The 18,848-nt window shown below is 23.3% G+C and carries 14 protein-coding genes and 1 pseudogene; 9 read left to right on the plus strand and 6 right to left on the minus strand.

What is annotated here, in order from left to right:
• Positions 1 to 449: 449 nt before the first annotated feature.
• The 6 genes from AADV48_RS00065 to rpsT form a co-directional block, all read right to left on the minus strand.
• On the minus strand, positions 450 to 1,037 hold the full coding sequence (locus tag AADV48_RS00065) for a lambda-exonuclease family protein (protein WP_341266581.1): 588 nt from the start codon (positions 1,035 to 1,037) through the stop codon (positions 450 to 452).
• 71 nt (positions 1,038 to 1,108) lie between these two features.
• Positions 1,109 to 2,800 (minus strand): arginine--tRNA ligase, encoded by a 1,692-nt coding sequence (gene argS / locus AADV48_RS00070; protein WP_341266582.1) that lies wholly within the window; start codon positions 2,798 to 2,800, stop codon positions 1,109 to 1,111.
• A 133-nt stretch (positions 2,801 to 2,933) separates the two neighbouring features.
• The gene (locus AADV48_RS00075; RefSeq protein ID WP_341266583.1) at positions 2,934 to 3,833 is read right to left on the minus strand and encodes an RluA family pseudouridine synthase; all 900 of its coding nucleotides are present in this window, start codon (positions 3,831 to 3,833) and stop codon (positions 2,934 to 2,936) included.
• Between the two features lie 193 nt (positions 3,834 to 4,026).
• Complete coding sequence (gene ftsH, locus AADV48_RS00080; protein ID WP_341266584.1) at positions 4,027 to 5,985, minus strand: ATP-dependent zinc metalloprotease FtsH; 1,959 nt, start codon at positions 5,983 to 5,985, stop codon at positions 4,027 to 4,029.
• A gap of 63 nt (positions 5,986 to 6,048) precedes the next feature.
• A complete protein-coding gene (gene serS, locus AADV48_RS00085) occupies positions 6,049 to 7,323 on the minus strand; it encodes a serine--tRNA ligase (protein ID WP_341266585.1) in 1,275 nt (424 codons plus the stop codon).
• A 128-nt stretch (positions 7,324 to 7,451) separates the two neighbouring features.
• Positions 7,452 to 7,718: a 30S ribosomal protein S20 gene (rpsT, locus tag AADV48_RS00090; RefSeq protein WP_341266586.1), complete on the minus strand. Its 267-nt coding sequence runs from the start codon at positions 7,716 to 7,718 to the stop codon at positions 7,452 to 7,454.
• Positions 7,719 to 8,442: 724 nt separating this feature from the next.
• Between rpsT and AADV48_RS00095 the strand changes: the two genes are divergently transcribed.
• The 9 genes and pseudogenes from AADV48_RS00095 to rsmH all read left to right on the plus strand — a co-directional run bounded on the left by AADV48_RS00095 (position 8,443) and on the right by rsmH (position 18,674).
• Complete coding sequence (locus AADV48_RS00095; protein ID WP_341266587.1) at positions 8,443 to 9,609, plus strand: hypothetical protein; 1,167 nt, start codon at positions 8,443 to 8,445, stop codon at positions 9,607 to 9,609.
• A gap of 537 nt (positions 9,610 to 10,146) precedes the next feature.
• Entirely contained in the window at positions 10,147 to 11,922 is a 1,776-nt protein-coding gene (gene ftsH, locus AADV48_RS00100) for an ATP-dependent zinc metalloprotease FtsH (RefSeq protein ID WP_341266588.1), read from the plus strand.
• 387 nt (positions 11,923 to 12,309) lie between these two features.
• Positions 12,310 to 12,666: pseudogene (locus tag AADV48_RS00105) on the plus strand (Panacea domain-containing protein); the annotation flags it as partial.
• Positions 12,667 to 12,690: 24 nt separating this feature from the next.
• On the plus strand, positions 12,691 to 13,215 hold the full coding sequence (locus AADV48_RS00110) for a hypothetical protein (RefSeq protein ID WP_341266589.1): 525 nt from the start codon (positions 12,691 to 12,693) through the stop codon (positions 13,213 to 13,215).
• Between the two features lie 866 nt (positions 13,216 to 14,081).
• Complete coding sequence (gene acpP / locus AADV48_RS00115; protein WP_341266590.1) at positions 14,082 to 14,312, plus strand: acyl carrier protein; 231 nt, start codon at positions 14,082 to 14,084, stop codon at positions 14,310 to 14,312.
• 53 nt (positions 14,313 to 14,365) lie between these two features.
• Entirely contained in the window at positions 14,366 to 16,807 is a 2,442-nt protein-coding gene (gene leuS / locus AADV48_RS00120; RefSeq protein WP_341266591.1) for a leucine--tRNA ligase, read from the plus strand.
• A 38-nt stretch (positions 16,808 to 16,845) separates the two neighbouring features.
• Positions 16,846 to 17,469 carry a guanylate kinase gene (gene gmk, locus AADV48_RS00125; RefSeq protein ID WP_341266592.1) on the plus strand — a complete coding sequence of 208 codons (624 nt, stop codon included), beginning with the start codon at positions 16,846 to 16,848 and terminating at the stop codon, positions 17,467 to 17,469.
• Between the two features lie 13 nt (positions 17,470 to 17,482).
• On the plus strand, positions 17,483 to 17,698 hold the full coding sequence (gene rpoZ, locus AADV48_RS00130; RefSeq protein ID WP_341266593.1) for a DNA-directed RNA polymerase subunit omega: 216 nt from the start codon (positions 17,483 to 17,485) through the stop codon (positions 17,696 to 17,698).
• A 49-nt stretch (positions 17,699 to 17,747) separates the two neighbouring features.
• Positions 17,748 to 18,674, plus strand: a complete 927-nt coding sequence (rsmH, locus tag AADV48_RS00135; RefSeq protein WP_341266594.1) for a 16S rRNA (cytosine(1402)-N(4))-methyltransferase RsmH — start codon at positions 17,748 to 17,750, stop codon at positions 18,672 to 18,674.
• The last annotated feature ends 174 nt before the right edge of the window (positions 18,675 to 18,848 follow it).

Raw genomic sequence — 18,848 nt, forward strand, 5'->3', positions numbered from 1 at the left:
AACTTTTGAAATTATTGTGTAATACAATTTTAAACAAATTTTATAATTATATTTATTTTCAATGCCTCATTTCATTTCAAAATTTTTATAAAAGTTTTAAAAGATTTATAAAAAAATTAAGTGTTCTATTTTTAATTGAATTAAATCTTTAAAAATTTTAAAATCTTTTATGTTTTTATTAAATTATACATATAAAAACATTTTATTCTTTAATAAAATATATTTCTTTTGTTTATTTGTATCAAAAAAGGAAATTATAATTTGAAATTATTAATAAATTCAAATAGTTTTTTTGATATTTATTTGTTTTTATAAATTAAAAAAAGAGACAATTAAAATAATGTCTCTTTTTTTAATTTATAAATAATTAATTTTTTAGAAATAATTGTTATTTTCTAACGCGCACTGCTACCTTGTTTAATAATTTTTTTTATTTAAACAAAAAATCATTAACTTAATTGTTTCATTTTTTCTTTAAAGTCTATTAAAATTTCATAAAATTCCAAACACTCTTTATACATTTTGTTAATAAATAACTGATTTCTAGGAACTTCTTTAACTTTAGCATTTTGATAATTACCGAATACTAAAAAAAAAGCTTTTTCAGCATTAGAACAATAAATTTGTGCTTGTACTTGCGCATAATAATACATAGGAATTTCATCATAAAGAAAAAATTTTTTCCAAGTATTAGAATTTAAAAACTTAGGGCATTTAATTTCTAATAAACTTTTATTTTCATCGTTCCAACCATCTAAAGAAGCTGATAAAAATTTTTTTACAAAAACCATAGGTTTAAATTGTTTTTTATTAATGTCGTTAAAAAAAAGCCTAGCTGATGGTTCTAAAGCTCTTCCGTAAATCATAAATTCATTATCTTCTATTTTTTCATCAAAAAGTTTTCTTTTTAAAAGATTTTTTTTATTTTCAAATGGATTTAAACCCATAATTATAGATACTTCTGACGCATTAATATATTTTTTTCTATGATCATGCCAATCATTAGAATTTTGTTCTAAATCCAAACAAATATTCATCATAAAACCTTTTCTTTAATTTAATATTTATTATTTTTATAGTATATATCTTAAATTTATAATATTTTTATTTACATTTGTTCTAAAATAGGAACTCCTAAAATCTTTAATCCTTCTTTTAAAACAATTACAAAACTTTTAATTAGCAAAACATTAGCATATTGTAATTTCAAATTTTCAACATTAACAATTTTTTCTTTTTCATAAAATTTATTAGCATGTTTAGCTAATTGAAACAAATATCTAGCTAAAATACTCGGCATATTAGTTTCTTGAACTTTATCCAATATGGAATCAAATTGATCTATTAAACGAATCAAAACATAGTAATGAAATGGTTTATAATAAACATTTAAGTTGTTTTGTATAAAGACATTATCATCGAATGCTATTTGCTGAAGAATAGAATTAAATCTAACTACTGTATATTGTAAATATGGACCTGTATTACCTTCGAATTTTAACATTGTTTTTAAATTAAATTCTATATCTAAATGACGATCGTTTTTTAAATCATTAAAAACAATGGCACCAATAGCTATTTTTTGAGAAATTTGATCAATCTTTTCTTGACTAAATTTTTTATTTTTTATGATGTTTTTTACTTCTGCTTGAGCTTTTTCAATAATATCAATCAACCGAAAAGAATTGCTTTGTCTTGTGGATATTTTAGTATTTTGAAATAAAATTAAACCAAAATTAATATGTTCTAACTTTAAATCATTAAAACCCATTTTTTTTATAACTAATTGTAATTGTTTATAATGTAATTTTTGTTCGTTGCCAACAACATATAAACATTTCTCAAAATGAAATTTTTGATAACGATACAAGGCACAAGCTATATCTCTTGTTAAATAAAGCGTACTGCCGTTTTTTTTCTTTATTAAAGCTGGTGGTATATCTTTATCTAAAACCATAATATAAGCTTCATCATCTAAAATAATCAAATTTTTGTTTTTTAATTCTTCTAATAATTCAATAACTTTATCATGAAAAAAAGATTCACCTAAATAATAATCAAAAGAAACACCTAATAAATCATAAATTTTATGAAATTCTTTTAAAGAAATCTTTTTAAAAAAATGCCATAAATCAGTTACTTCTTTATCTTTATTTTCTAAAAGATAAAAAATTTTTCTAGCTTCTTCATTTAAAGTCTCATCTTTTAAAGCTTCTTGATGAAATAAAACATAAACTCTTTGTAATTCGCTAATAGGATCTTTTAACATATTTTCTTGTTTTACCCATTTACGATATGCTACAATCATTTTTCCGAATTGTGTTCCCCAATCACCTAAATGATTAATACTAATTGTTTTAAAACCTAATTTTTGATAAACTTTTGTTAAAGAATGACCAATAATTGTAGAACGTAAGTGTCCAATAGAAAAATTTTTAACTATATTAGGCGAAGAGTAATCTAAAACTACTGTTTGTTGATTCATTTCTCTCTGACAATAATTATCACCGCTTTGTACAACATTTAACAAAATCTTTTGAGCAAAATAAATTCTATTTAATTTAATATTCAAAAAACTATTTTGAAAAAAAATATTTTCTATTTCTTTGTTTTGTACTAGTGTTTTTTTAAAATCTTCAAAAATTTCTAATGTTGTTTTATTTAAAATTGACACATATTTAAATAAAGGTAAAAAAAAATCAAACTTATCCTCTTTGAAATTAATTTGTAAAACTATTGAAAGTAGATACTTGTCATTTAAAACTTTTTCTATTTTCTTTTTCATTTCTTGTAAATACATATAATACTTACCTTTGATTATTTTATGTTTTGGAAAATTAATATTTAAAATTTTTATCCATCTAATAAAATAGACTTTTTTTATATTTTATTAGATAGATAAAATAAAATAATATTTTGAAAATTTTATTCAATTAAAAATTATCTAAAAATTTCTGAAAATGCAAAGACAAAGGAATTTCGAATTGTAATTGTTTATGAGTAAAAGGATGAATAAAATCTAATTTTTTAGCATGTAACATTTGTTGAGATATCGCTTGTTGCTTATTGCTGTATAAACAATCACCATAAATTGGGTGTTTTAAATAAGACAAATGAACTCTAATTTGATGTGTGCGTCCTGTTTCTAATTTTAATTCTAAGAGCGAAAAATCTTGTAATTTTTTTAAAAGTTGAAAATGGGTAACAGAAGGTTTTCCTGAAAAAGAAACTTCCATTTTTAAACGATTATGTGTACTTCTTTTGATAGGTAAATCAATCTTCCCGTAATCATAACCTAAATAACCATAAACAATAGCCCAATAAATTCTTTGAATACCTCTTTGACGAATTAAATTTTGTAACTTAGTTACTGCTTCTTCTGTTTTTCCGATAATAATTAAACCTGTAGTATCTTTATCTAAACGATGCACAATACCAGGCCTATCATTATCTTTATCTGAAATTAGAAAATCTTTCATTTGATAATATAACCCATTAATTAAAGTGATACCTGAATAACTATGAGAAGGATGAACTATCAAATCATAAGGTTTATCGATGATAGCTAAATATTGATCTTCATAAATTATTTTTAAATTCAAATTAATAGGTTTAAAACCTTTTATTAAATTTTTTGGTTCAATAATTGGCACTTTTATTATATCATTTTCTTTAACAAGATAACTTTTTTTTAATTCTTTGACATCATTAACAAACACTTCACCTGAACGAATCAAAGAATAACAATGATTTCTAGTAATTTTTAATTTTTGTTTTAAAAAAAGATCTAAGCGTAAATTTTTTTCTTTATCTTGTACAACCAATATTTTCATAATCCACCAAAATATTTCTAACTAAAATAATTCAAAAAATACTTTTTAAATAAAATAAAGAAAAAATGCATCATGTATAAAACATAGATACATTTTTATTTAAAAAATTGTTTAATTAAAAACCTCTGTTCCTCTGTAAAAAAGAAGATTCTTGCTACAATAAATTTTAGTTAAGACAAATTACAATAATATTTTAATCTTGTTTTTTTTGTTCTAATGAAGTTTCATCCACCTTAGAATCAGTTTCTTCTGGTTTTTTATAATCTGGAGTATTTTCTTCATTCGAACGTTTACCCAATTTTTCTTTTTCTTTTTGTTTATCGAACCAACCTAATTTATTAGTTTCAACTATTTCTTGAATATCTTTTTGATTTAAAGTTTCGATTTCCAATAAATATTCTGCAATTTTAAAAAAACATTCTTTATTTTCAGAAATTGTTTTTTTAGCTAATTCGTAACAATTCCATATAATTTTTTGAATAGTTTGATCGATTTCTAGAGCTTTTGGATCCGAAAAAGTTTTATGAAAACTATTTCCTTCTTCAAATTGAACCAAACCTAAATCACTCATTCCGAAAATAGTAACCATTTTTTTAGCAATATTAGTAGCCATTTTAAAATCTTGATAAGCACCACTAGAAACATCATCTAAAAAAAGTTCTTCTGCTGCTCGTCCACCTAAGAAAGAAGTAATTTCAGCTAATAATTGTTTTTTAGATGAAAAAAAACTTTCCTCTTCATTAGACATTAAATTATATCCACCTGAAAGACCACGCGGAATAATAGTGACCTTTTGAACCTTACGTGCATCTGGTAATTTGATTCCGATAATAGCATGACCTGCTTCGTGATAAGATATCATTTTTTTTTCTTTATCAGAATATTTAATACTTTTTTTAGCTAAACCAATTAAAATACGATCTGTAGCTTCACTAATAATCTTTTTATCGATAACTAAAGAATTATTTCTAGTAGCTAATAAAGCTGCTTCATTTAAAATACCTTCTAATTGAGCTCCGCTAAAACCTGGAGTTAATCTAGCTAATTCTTCTAAATCCACATCAGAAGCAATTTTTTTATTTAAAGAGTGTAATTTTAAAATCGCTTCTCTATCTTTAACGCTTGGTAAATTCACAATGAAACGACGATCAAATCTTCCTGGTCTTAATAAAGCTGGATCTAGAAAATCAGGTTGATTTGTGGCAGCAATAACAATAACTCCTTGATTTTGATTGTAACCATCTAACTCAATCAATAACTGATTTAAAGTTTGTTCTTGTTCAGTATTACCATAAGCCATACCTCTTTTGCGTGCTAAAGTTTCAATTTCATCTATAAAAATAATACAAGGAGAATGTTTTTGAGCCGATTTAAATAAACTTCTAATACGAGAAGCTCCTAAACCTACAAACATCTCTACAAACTCTGATCCTGAAACTGCAAAAAAAGGTACTTTAGCTTCGCCAGCAAGAGCTTTAGCTAATAATGTTTTACCAGTTCCAGGAGGACCAGATAATAAAACACCTTTAGGGATTCTAGCGCCCATTAAAAAATATTTTTTAGGATTTTTTAAAAAATCTACTAATTCTTGTAATTCTTCTTTTTCTTCTTCTGCACCCGCAATATCTTTAAAAGTTAATATTGGCTGTTTCATTGAATTTTTACTTTGTTGTGTTTTATTTTTATCAACAAAATGGTCCATTAATTGATTCGCAGTATTAGTTAAAAATTTGAACATAAGAAAATAAAAAATTATTGAAACAGATAGTTTTAAAGCTCCTAAAAAAGGTGCAAGGCCAAAATATGGAGTAGATTCCACAACACCTTTTAAAGAAATATCTGTATTTTGTATTTTTTGTGTAATTTCATTGTATTCTGATTTATTAATATTCAGCAATCTTATAGATTTATCATTCTTTTTTGTAATTTTTAAATCATACATTGTTTTCAAAGGATTATCTTGAAGATAAGGTTCTATTATTTGTATTTGGTTTTCATTAATTTCTGTCAAAAGGGTGTTTATATTATAATCTTTGTCTTTGGGCAAAAAATTCCAAATACACGCAATCAAACCCATTATTAAGATAACTGAAATTAAATAGACAATATGTTTCCAATTAATATTGTTAAAAAAATGTTGTATTTTGTTCATAATAAATTTTGTCCTTGTAATAACATTAATAAATATTAAAAAAATTTAAATAAATTTATCACTTTATTTAATCAAATCTATACCCATATATTTATGTAAAACTGTTGGGATTTTAATGTGTCCTTCTTTATCTTGGTAATTTTCTAAAATCGCCATCATTGTTCTGCCTATAGCTAAAGCAGAACCGTTTAAAGTATGTAAATATTGCCTTTTTGCTTTTTTATCTCGTATAAATTTAATGTTGGCTCTCCTAGCTTGAAAGTCTTCGGCATTACTTATAGAAGCTATTTCACAATATTTGTTTTGTCCTGGTAACCATACTTCAATATCATAAGTTTTACTCATGCTAAAACCTAAATCACCGGTAGATAAAACAACTACTCTATATGGTAATTTTAATTGTTGTAAAATGTATTCAGAATCTTTTAATATTTTTTCTAAAGCTGAATAAGAAAATTGCGGTTCTACAAATTGAATTAATTCTACTTTATTAAATTGTTTTTGTCTTAAAATACCTTTGGTATTTTTACCAGCAGCTCCTGCTTCTTGTCTAAAACAAGTAGTACAACTAACATATTTTAAAGGTAATTGAGAGATATCTAAAACATCGTTTCGATGTAAATTAATAATAGGTACTTCAGCTGTTGGATTTAAATACCAACTTTGTTTTTCTAAATTTAACTGAAAAAGTTCTTTTTTAAATTTAGGGAGTTGTCCTGTAGCAAACATAGATTGTTCATTCACAATAAAAGGTGGTAAAAATTCTTGATAACCTCTAGAAAGATGAGTATCAATCATAAAATTAATTAAAGCTCTTTCTAATTTGGCACCCGACCCTTTTAAAACAACAAATTTACTACCAGTTATTTTAGCTGCTTTTTCAAAATCTAAAATATTTAATTTAGTTCCTAATTCTACATGATCTTTAGGAGAAAAAGACATTTTATTATTTTCAGGAGAACGAAATATCTCTATATTATCTTGCTCAGATATACCATAAGGAACTGAATCGTGAGGCAAATTAGGAATGTTAGTTAAAATATCAAAAATATTTTGTTCAATTTCTTGACATTGTCTTTCTAATTCTTTTAAATTTTTTTTTAAAATTTGTTCTTTTTGGAAAAAACTATCATCTAATTTATTTTGTATCTTTAATTCTACAATATTTTTAGTTAAATTATTTTTGTAAAATCTTTTTTTTTCTATTTCTTGAATAATTTTTTTTCTATCTTTATCTAAATAAATAAGTTTCTCTAAAAAAGATGGTTCTATACCTCTCTTTTTAAGTTTTGTATAAACTAGATCTATATTACAAAGAATAAATTTCAAATCTAACATATAACAAAGAGAATTCCTTTTAATTAAATTTCAATTACTAATTTCGAATTATTTAAAATTTTAAATTTCTATTTTATTTTAAAACACAAAAAATATTTAAAAAATAATTTTTTAAATATAAGATTATTTCATTTAGACATGCTATTTAATAATTTAGACAAATGAGATTTATTCCTAGATATAAAATTTTTATGATAAATCTTTTTAGATTGACCTTTATCTAATTTTTTATTAATAATATTGAAAAGTAAATTAACTTTATCTTTTTCTCCATTAGCAATACATTTATTAAAATTACTAATAAAAGTTTTTAAAGAAGATTTAAAATTTTTTCTCAATAATCTACGTTTTTCATTTGTTCTAATGCGTTTTTTTTGTTGCTTAATATTTGCCATTTTTAATTATCCTTTTTAATATAAATTAAATTATTTTACATACAATAATATTTTATAACATTATTTATAATAATAACTAATATTATTACAATTCAATAACAATTATTATGATAAATTTTTATAAAACATAATACGTTTATTATAATATTTATAAATAAATTTAAAAAGTTATATTTTTTTTAAAGAAAAAATTTGTTTTATTATGTTTATATTGTTGTTGTTTTGATATATAATAAAAACATAAAAGATTTTAAAATTTTTAAAGATTTAATTCAATTAAAAATAGAACACTTAATTTTTTTATAAATCTTTTAAAACTTTTATAAAAATTTTGAAATGAAATGAGGCATTGAAAATAAATATAATTATAAAATTTGTTTAAAATTGTATTACACAATAATTTCAAAAGTTTATTTTTTTAATTTAAGAAAGGTTAAAACATTTTATAAATGATAAAAATTTAAATATCAAACCAACATTTAATAAAAATACAATAATTATTGCAACTTTATTAATAATTTCAGTTGTAGGAATAGCAGCAGCTTGTCATTTTTGTAACAAAACAAAAACTCCAGAAGCAACAACAGCAGCTCAGCCAGAAGTAACACAACAAGCAAAAGATGCAACAGTTGCTAACAAACAAGAAATAGCAACTCCAGAAGCAACAACAGCAGCTCAGCCAGAAGTAACACAACAAACAACAACAGAACAAAAAGTTGAAACTTTGAAAGATGTATTAATATTTTGTAAAAACAAAGCAAATTATACACCTAAACAATTATTAGATTTTTTTGCAAAAGATAAATTAAGCGACGTTCAAAAATACTTAGAAAATGCACATAAAGATGTAAAAACCTTTGTATTCGAAGCTCAACCGAAAGATTTAAAAAATATTCATTATACAGCTAAAGAATTTAAAGATGATAAAATTGATGTTACAACAGCAAAAGAAGCTGGATTTACAGCTACAGAATTAAAAGATGGCGGATATACAGCTAAAGAATTAAAAGATGCTGGATATACAGATGAAGACTTAAAAAAAGCTGGATGTACAGAAAAAGAAATAAAATTTCTTCGCACGGATCAGACAAAAAACACAGTTCAAAACTTTAAATGGAAAGCTCAAGATTACAAAGATGCTCAAGTGACAGTTCAAAACTTAAGAACAATGTTATTTACATCTAAAGAATTACAAGATGCTGGATATACACCTAAAGAATTAAAAGATGGCGGATATACAGCTAAAGAATTAAAAGATGCTGGATGTACAGTTGAAGACTTAAAAAATACTGGATTTACAGCTAAAGAATTAAAAAATGCTGGATGTACAGATGAAGACTTAAAAAAAGTTGGATATACAGATGAAGACTTAAAAGATGCTGGATTAACAGAAGACCAAATAGAAGAAGTTAATAAAAAAAATAATTTAAACAATGAATTTACAGCTAAAAAATTAAAAGATGCTGGATATAGTTTTGCGGAAACCTTTCAATATAAAACATGGTCAGATACAGAATTAAAAGATGGCGGATATACACCTCAAGACTTCGTAGATAATAAAAAATATAACGAATTAAAAAATAGCAAATTTAATGCTCAAACTTTAAAAAACTCAATCAATTGTCCAATTAAAGATTATAGAGAAAAATATAGTTTTACATATATAGACTTCAAAGATGCTGGTTTTTCACCTCAAGACTTCATCGACGCTGGTTTTTCAAGCGAAAACTTAAAACAAGCTAAATTTACAGCTCAACAATTCCGTGATTCCGCAATAACTGCTCAAACATTATTTGAAGACCATAAATTTACAGGTCAACAATTAAAAGAAGCTGGATTTACAGTTCAAGAATTAAAAAACGCAGGTTTGACACCTGAAAAATTCAAATAAAATTGATGTCCTGATACAACATTTTTAAAATAAAATACAAAAATAACAACAAAGAAAAACATTTAATAGAAAACTAAATGAAAACTATAAGTTATATTTAACAAAAATTAAAAGATAATACATCAATAAGTTAATGTATTATCTCAATATATAAAAAAGATCTTTTAAAAAGATCTTTTTTTTTTATTTTATAAACAAAAGAAATTATATTTAATATAACATTAATCTGCTATGTTCCTAAAGTTTAGACATTTTTTTGCTTTTTAAAAATTCTTTAAGACTAACTATTAAGTTAGTTTTTTTTATTGAAATTATATTTACAAAAAATTTCTTTGAAATTATGAATTAAATTTATTTATGTTCTTCAATGCATAACAATAATTTTATTTAGTATTCATTTTAATATTAAATTTATAATATAATTAATAGTAGTTAGTAAAAAATCGATTTCTAAATATTTTTTTATGTATTTTTCTCTTATTATAAAAAATAATATATTTTAGATTAATTTTATATAAGAAAGGATATTTTTCAAAAATGATCAAAAATATTTTTCATTTTATAAAGAAAAAAAAAATAATTTTATTTATTATAATTTTATTTTTAAATTATATTTTTAAATGGGACCCGCAAGGACAAAAAATTCCATTAAGAGAAATGAAAAAAAAATTTGAAAATCGATTAATTACAAATTTTCAATATACAGGACGTAGAGATATAACTAATTTATTTTATTATTTATTAGAAGCCCAAGACATTAATAATGTATTATACACAACAGAAATATTAGAGCCTGAAGGTAATAAAATAATTAATCAATTTAAAACATATAATATAAAAGGATACGAATATAAAAAAGAATTTTATCCTTTCTTTTTATTAATAAATAAAATCCCTATATTATCTTTTTTTATAAATATTTTTCGTTTTATTTATCCACTTCTTTTAGGTTACAACATTTTTCTACTTATCTCTTTAAGAACAAACTCAAATTCAATTCACAAAAAAATTTTAATTTCTAATAAACAAAAATCTCAATTTACTTTCCAAGATGTTGCCGGAAACGAAGAAGAAAAAGAAGAGATGCGTGAATTAATTGATTTCTTACAAAATCCTATTAAATATGAACAAATAGGCGCTTCTATTCCAAAAGGAGTTTTATTAGAAGGTCCTCCTGGAACAGGTAAAACTTTATTAGCAAAAGCTTTAGCTGGTGAAGCTCGAGTACCTTTTTATGCGGTTAGTGGCTCTGAATTTGTAGAAATATATGTTGGTGTAGGTGCCGCAAGACTTAGAAAATTATTTCAAGAAGCTAAATATAATGCTCCTTGTGTAATCTTTATTGATGAAATAGATACTATTGGTAGTAAAAGAGGAAAAGATATAGGTAATTCAGAAAGAGAAAATACTCTAAACCAACTCTTAACTGAAATGGATGGTTTTACTACTTCTAAAGGAATTATTATTATTGGAGCTACTAATAGAGCTGATATGTTAGACCCTGCTTTATTAAGACCAGGAAGATTTGACCGTAAATTTACTGTTGGTTTACCTGATATTAAAGCTCGTGAAGCTATTCTTAAGGTTCATGCAAAAAATAAAAAAATAGATGCTAATATTGACTTTCATCAATTAGCTCAACAAACACCAGGCATGAGTGGTGCTGACTTAGCCTCTGTTTTAAATGAAGCTTCTATTTTAACTATTCGAAATAAAAAAGAATTAATTACTAATGAAGAATTATATGAAGCAATTGATCGAGTGTTAATGGGGCCAGCTAAGAAATCCCGTAAATATGATGAAGAAGAAAAAAAAATGGTAGCTTATCATGAAGCCGGACATGCAGTTATTGGTTTAAAATTAGAACATGCTCAAAAAGTACACAAAGTCACTATTATTCCTAGAGGAAATGCTGGTGGCTATAATTTAATGTTGCCTGAGAAAGAAACTTTCTTTTCTTCTAAAAAAAGAATGTTGGCGAATATCATTTCTTATTTAGGAGGAAGAGCGGCAGAAGAACTAATTTTTGATGATATTTCTAATGGAGCTTATGGAGATTTTAAAGCTGCCACTCAAATAGCGACCAAAATGGTAACTAAATTAGGGATGAGTGATTTAGGTCCTATTCAAACTCAAGACAATGTTTTTTATAATGACGAAATAGTTAAAACTGAAATTAAAAAAATAATAGATGAATGTATGAATATAGCCAAAAAAATTATGAAAGAAAACAAAGATTTATTAGATAAAATAGCTAATTTATTATTAAAACAAGAAACAATCAATAAAGAAGAAATAGAAAAATTAGTTTAAATGTACAAGTATAAAAGATAGGTGGACATATATACAAGAAGAAACTTTTCTAAGAATAATAAATCAATGTTTACTTTAATTCTAATTTAATTATTTAAATTCTTTTTCTTTTTTATTTAGAAGATTTAATTTATAATTAATTTTCTAATAGAAATGTTTATCTTTTCAAAAAACTGCAATGCTCCAAAAGTTTAGACATTTTTTTGCTTTTTAAAAATTCTTTTAAACTAACTTAAAAATGTTATCATAACAATAATTCAAAAAAATTAAAAAAAGGTGTTTGTTGTGAAAAATAAAAATAATCAAATTAATGTTTTTGATGTTGCTCATTTTTTTGTAAAAAAAGATAAACATATCAACAAAACAAAAATGTAAAAATTACTTTATTATGCGCAAGGTTATTTTTTAGCTAAATATAACAAAGTTTTATTTCAAGAATCGATCGAAGTATGGCCTTATGGTCCTGTGATTTCTGCTGTTTATGCAGAAACTTTAAAACAAGAATTTCAAAAACAAAATTTTCAATTATCTTTTGATTTCAGTGACAAAATGACTAAGTTATCTTTGAATAAAGAACAAAAAGAAATTTTAGAACAAGTTTTTAATGATTTTGGTCATATGAATGCTACACAACTTAGCGAATCAACTCATAATGAATCTCCATGGAAAGATGCTTACGATCCTAAAATTAAATTATTTTCGACATGTGTAATCACCCCAAGATGTTTTATTCAATTTTTTTAAAAATAAAAAGAATAATACATAATTTTGGTTTTGATAAAACAAGATGAAATATTAGAAATAATGCAATTTTTAGATAAAATTATGACAAATTTTGAAAGTAATGAAGATTTATTGAAATCTTTCCATGAAACTAAATTTGATGAAGATTTTATGAATTCTTATATTTCAGAAAATTTCGAAAACATAGGTAAAAAAGTTTATAGAGAATCTAAAAAAGGACATAGTAAAGTAGATGTTTTAATTTCTTTAGATGATGATTTGGAATATATTATTGAAACTAAGAATTATTATAGTCCATCAGATTTAGAATTTGTTTATAAACAAATTATAAGTAGAATTCATCATCGTTTTCTTTACGCTTCAATTGTTTTGTTAGTGAATGGATATCAAAAAGACAAATTTAAACAAATTTTAGAAAAAATTAATGAATGGATTGAGTTGAAAAATGGTATAAAAAAAATCAAAAAAATGAGAATTTTTTTATTGTTTAAATACCCCACCTTGATACTGGTTATGATACTTTTCTTAATATTACTTGTTATCATTTAGAATTAAATATTAATCATTCTAAAAAAGATTCTGGCATTGAAGACAACGAATATAAAGAAATTCAAAAGCAAAGTTACAAATTTCTAGAATCACTTAATAAAATAAATAGTTTGGATTCAACAGAAATAGAAAAGCATGTTTAAATTTTAAAGAAAGAATTTGTTAAAATTATACATTCTTGTTATGAATATAATGAATATTTTCTAAAACCTAAAAAAAATAATTCAAATAATAAAAATAAAAAATCTTAAAACGAACTTGAAATTCACAAGTTTTTTATTTCAAAAACATAATAAAATTAACCAAAAAAATTTATTTTTCATCAAATCAAGATTCTCATTTTGAGAGTCTTTTTTTGTACTCGATTGAGTTTCAAAATATAGAAACATTAGAAAATTTCGATTAATTCTAAAAAAATTACTTTTTAGAAATTAAAATTGTTTATTAATTATTTGCGTATTAACATAAAAAAATTATTTTTGTTATTTGTATGATTTTTTAATTTTTTAATTAAATATATAGTTTAGGGGTAAAAATATTAGAAAAAATATTTTTGAAAACTAGTGAAATATAAAAAAGCTTAAACTCTTTCTAAAATACAAATTATATTTCTTTAATTCTATGAGATATGGTATTATTTATTTCATTTACAGTCTTAAAGAATAATTTTAATAGTTGAAATTTTTTAAAAAAAGAATAACTTAGTCTCTTATTAATAAGTATGAATTTATTTATGTATTATATAACGAAAAATATAAAAAAATATTATATAATAATATATAATTTTAGTTCTATTTAATTTATTTAAATTTAGTTAATTTTCAAATAAAGATGTTAATAACAATTTATGCAAAGGATTATTGATAATGGTTTTTGAGAAAATTCAGCAAATTATTTCTGAAAAGAAATCTATTAAAGAAGAAATAATTTTGTTAGAAACAAGATTAAAAGAAGATTTAAATTTAGATTCTTTTGATGCTGTTGAATTAGTTATCGAATTAGAAAAGACTTTTAAAATTAAAATTAGCGATGAAGCTATGCAACAATTTAAAACAATAAAAGATGTTGTCAAACATATTCAAAGTTATTTGTCATAATTTTAATTATTCATTATATACATTTTTATATGCTGTAGGAAAAAAGGGTTTTTATGTTGAATTATGATTTTCATCAGATAGAATTAAAATGGCAACGTCATTGGGAAATAAAAAAAATTTTTCAAACAAAAAAAGATTTTTCTAAAAAAAAATTTTATTGTTTAGATATGTTTCCGTATCCTTCTTCTTCTGGTTTACATATTGGTCATATCGAAGGTTATACTGCCAGTGATATTGTTAATAGGTTTAAACGTATGCAAGGATATAATGTTTTACATCCTTTTGGTTGGGATTCTTTTGGTTTGCCTGCTGAACAGTATGCTTTAAAAACAGGACATAATCCTAGATCTTTTACTTATCAAAATATAAATAATTTTAAAAAACAAATTAAAATGTTAGGAAAAGGAGTTGACTGGGATAAAGAATTGTCAACTTCTCATCCTTCTTTTTATGGTTGGACCCAATGGATGTTCAAAAAATTTTATGAAAATAAAATAGCAGTTTTACAAGATGTAGAAGTGAATTTTTGTGAAAAATTAGGAACAGTTTTAGCTAATGAGGAAATTATTTCAACAGAAAAAGGTCTTTTTTCTGAAAGAGGAAATTATCCAGTTGTTAAGAAAAAAATGAAACAATGGGTTTTAAAAATTACTTCTTTTTTGGATAGACTTTTAAAAGATTTAGAATTATTAGATTGGCCTTCTCAATTAAAGAATATTCAATCGAATTGGATAGGTAAAAAGAAAGGTTTTATTTTTTACTTTTCTGTTTTGTCGGAATATAATGATATTTTAGAAATTTTCACAACTAAACCTATGACTATTTTCGGCGTTAGTGCTTTAGTATTATCACCTGAACATTCTTTAGTTTTTAAATTAACAAAAAAAGATCATATTGATGATGTTAATGTATATTTAGCTGAAACTAAAAATAAAACAGAATTGAATAGACAAATTAATAAACAAAAAACAGCTGTTTTTACTGGTAGTTATGCTATTCATCCTTTTACTAAAAAACAAATTCCTATTTGGATTTCTGATTATGTTTTGCCTTATTATGGTACAGGCGGTGTTATGTCTGTTCCTTTTTGTGATGAGAGAGATTTTGATTTTGCTAAAAAATATAATTTAGAGATATTGTCGATTGTTGAATGTAAAACAACTGATTCATGTTTCCAAAATTTAGAAAAATATTATCCGATATCAGACAAAGATATTTTAGCAAATAGTTCTTTTTTAAACGGTTTAAATGTTGAAGAGGCTAATAATAAAATTATTGAAATATCAACCAAAGATAAATTAGGGCGAATTCATTTCACCTATCAAATGCGTGATTGGATTTTTTCACGTCAAAGATATTGGGGCGAGCCCTTTCCTGTTTATTATGATGAACAAAATAATATTTATCTTGAAGAAGATGCGAATTTACCTGTAGAATTGCCTTTATTAAATAAAATCCATAATTCAGGCGACGAACAATCTCCTTTATCTAAAGTTGATTCTTGGTTGTATTTTCAAAAAAATGGTCAAACATATAAAAGAGATTCTAATACGATGCCACAAACTGCTGGTAGTTCTTGGTATTATATAGGTTATATTTTGCAAAATCTTCATGGTATGCAAAAATTAAATACTGATGAAGCTAAACAAAATTTAGATTATTTTTTACCTGTAGATCTTTATATTGGTGGTAAAGAACACGCTGTAGGTCATTTATTGTATGCTCGTTTTTGGCATAAATTTTTATATGATTTAGGTTTGATTTCTGTTAAAGAGCCTTTTCAAAAAATTGTTAATCAAGGTATGATTTTAGGCAAAGATAATTTAAAAATGAGCAAATCTAAAGATAACAGTGTGAATGCTTCTATAATTTTAGAAAAATATGGCGCGGATGTTACAAGACTTTATATTATGTTTTTAGGACCTTTAGAAGATGATAAAGTTTGGAATGAATTAGGTTTTAAAGGAATTCAGCGTTTTTTAAATAGAGTTTATAATATGTTTTCGTTATTTTTAGTAGAGAGTGAGTGCGTTGACTTAGAGCTTTTATTAAATCAAACTATCAAAATTATTACTGATAATTATGAAAAATTGAAATTTAATAAAGTTATTAGTCAATTAATGATTTTTACTAATCAAGTTTATAAAAACAAAAAAATAAATCATTATCAAATGAGAATTTTTTTACAATTATTAAATCCTATTGCTCCTCATTTGACAGAAGAGTTAAATAAAATGTTTTTACATTCTAAAGAAGAGTTAGTTTATTCTTCTTGGCCTTCTTTTAATGAAACATTAATATTGAATAAAAAAATTGAAATTGTTATTCAAATAAATGGTAATTTAAAATCTAAAATTTGGATTCCAGAAAATGAAAATCAAGATGAAATTTTTCAAAAAGCTTTAAAAGACAATAAAATTAGTTTTTTAGTAAAGAATCGCAAAATTTTAAAAGTTATTTATATTAAAAATAAGTTGTTAAATTTAGTTATTTGATTTTTGAAAAATTTATATAAAATGACAGAGGGTAAATTATGGAATCACATAAAAAAGGGTTTATGATAATAATTTCAGGACCTTCTGGAGTTGGTAAAGGAGTCATTACAAAATCTTTATTAAAACAAGAGAAAAATAATTTTTACTATTCTGTTTCTTACACTACAAGAGAACCAAGGATTGGGGAAATAGAAGGTAAAGATTATTTTTTTATTAGCAAACTAGATTTTAAAAAGAAAATAAAAGAAAAATTTTTTTTAGAACATAGTAAATTTATTGATAATTATTATGGTACTCCTTATAAACAAACTTTACAAAAAATTGAAGAAGGTAGAGAAATTCTTTTAGAAATTGATATTAAAGGTGCTTTACAAATAAGAAAACATAAAATTAATAAAGATTGTGTTTTTATTTTTATCTCTCCTTTGACTAAAGACATTTTAAAAGAACGTTTACAAAAAAGAAATACTGAAACAGAAGAAAATCTGCAAAAAAGAATATTAAAAGCAGATCAGGAAATTAAATTAGCTTATAAATATGATTATATTGTGTTGAATGATGAAATAGAAAATGCTGTTTATAAAATTAATTCTATTATTGTGGCCGAACGTTCTAAAACTAAAAATAGTATTGGTTATTATTTTAAAGATATTTTACAATAAAGGAAGTGTTCATATGTATAAAGAAAAAAAAGAAGGTTTGAATTATCCTTCTATCGACGAATTATTAAAAGTAATTGATTCTAAATATAAATTATCTTATGTATCTGCTAAAATCGCTCATGTTATGGAAACTGAACAATTAGATGTTTCCGATATTGAAGGTAAAAAAATATTAAGTAAAGCTTTATCAGAAATTATTAATAATAATTTTGAAATTGTGTTTAAATAAAAACATTTAATTCACAAAACAATTTAGATAATTATGAGGTTGTACAAAATTGTCATTAGTTAAACACGTTCCAGTTTTAAATAAAGAAATTATAGAATATTTAAATATAAATCCGCAAGGTATATATGTAGATGCTAATTTAGGCGATGGAGGACATAGTGAATCTATTTTAAATCAAATCCATGAAGGTTTTTTATATTCTTTTGATTGGGATTATTTAGCGATTGAAAAATGTCAAAAAAAATTTAAGAATAGAAAACAAATATGTTTGATTCATAATAATTTTGCTTATTTAAAAAAAGAATTATTAGAACGAAATATTTCAGCTATTGATGGTATTGTTTTTGATTTGGGTTTGTCCTCGTCTCAAATTGAAGATGATAACAGAGGATTTAGTTATTTACGTGATTCTTTTTTAGATATGAGGATAGATACACAACAAAAAATAAATGCAGCTTATATTGTTAATACTTATAGTTTCTTAGATTTAAAAAAAATTTTTTTTCTTTATGGCGAAGAACCTAAAGCTTCTTTAATATCTCGGGAAATAATTAAAAGAAGACCTTTGAGGAATACTTTAGAATTAGTTTCGATTACTGATAAATTTTACCCCGCTTATATGAATAAAAAAAGAGGTCATAGTGCCAAAAGAATTTTTCAAGCTTTAAGGATAGAAGTTAATCAAGAATTAAAAAATTTAGAAGAAGCTTTAAATCAAAGTCTTCAATTATTAAACCCTAATGGTAGAATTTTAGTTATAAGTTTTCATTCTATAGAAGATCGTATAGTCAAACATTTTTTTAAAAAAAATAGTCAATGTCAAATACATCCTAAAATACCAATTTTAGAAGAACAATTACCACCTAATCCCTTAAGAATTATTAATAAAAAAATTATTTATCCAAGTAAAGAGGAAATAAAATTAAATTCTAGAAGTGCTTCCGCTAAATTGAGAGTAGCCTCTAAAAATTTTTAAATATTCTTTTTATAAAAAAACCTTGTAAAAAATTAATTTTTTGTTTATTTTCTTATCTATTTTAATGTTTTTTTGTTAATATTTATTATATAAAGCGTTTTAATTTAAAAAAATTATATGATAATATCAATTTAATTTTTATTGTAATGATATATTTTTTTCGTATATAATTAA

The organism is Candidatus Phytoplasma fraxini, assembly GCF_038024965.1.
GTDB lineage: Bacteria > Bacillota_I > Bacilli_A > Acholeplasmatales > Acholeplasmataceae > Phytoplasma > Phytoplasma fraxini.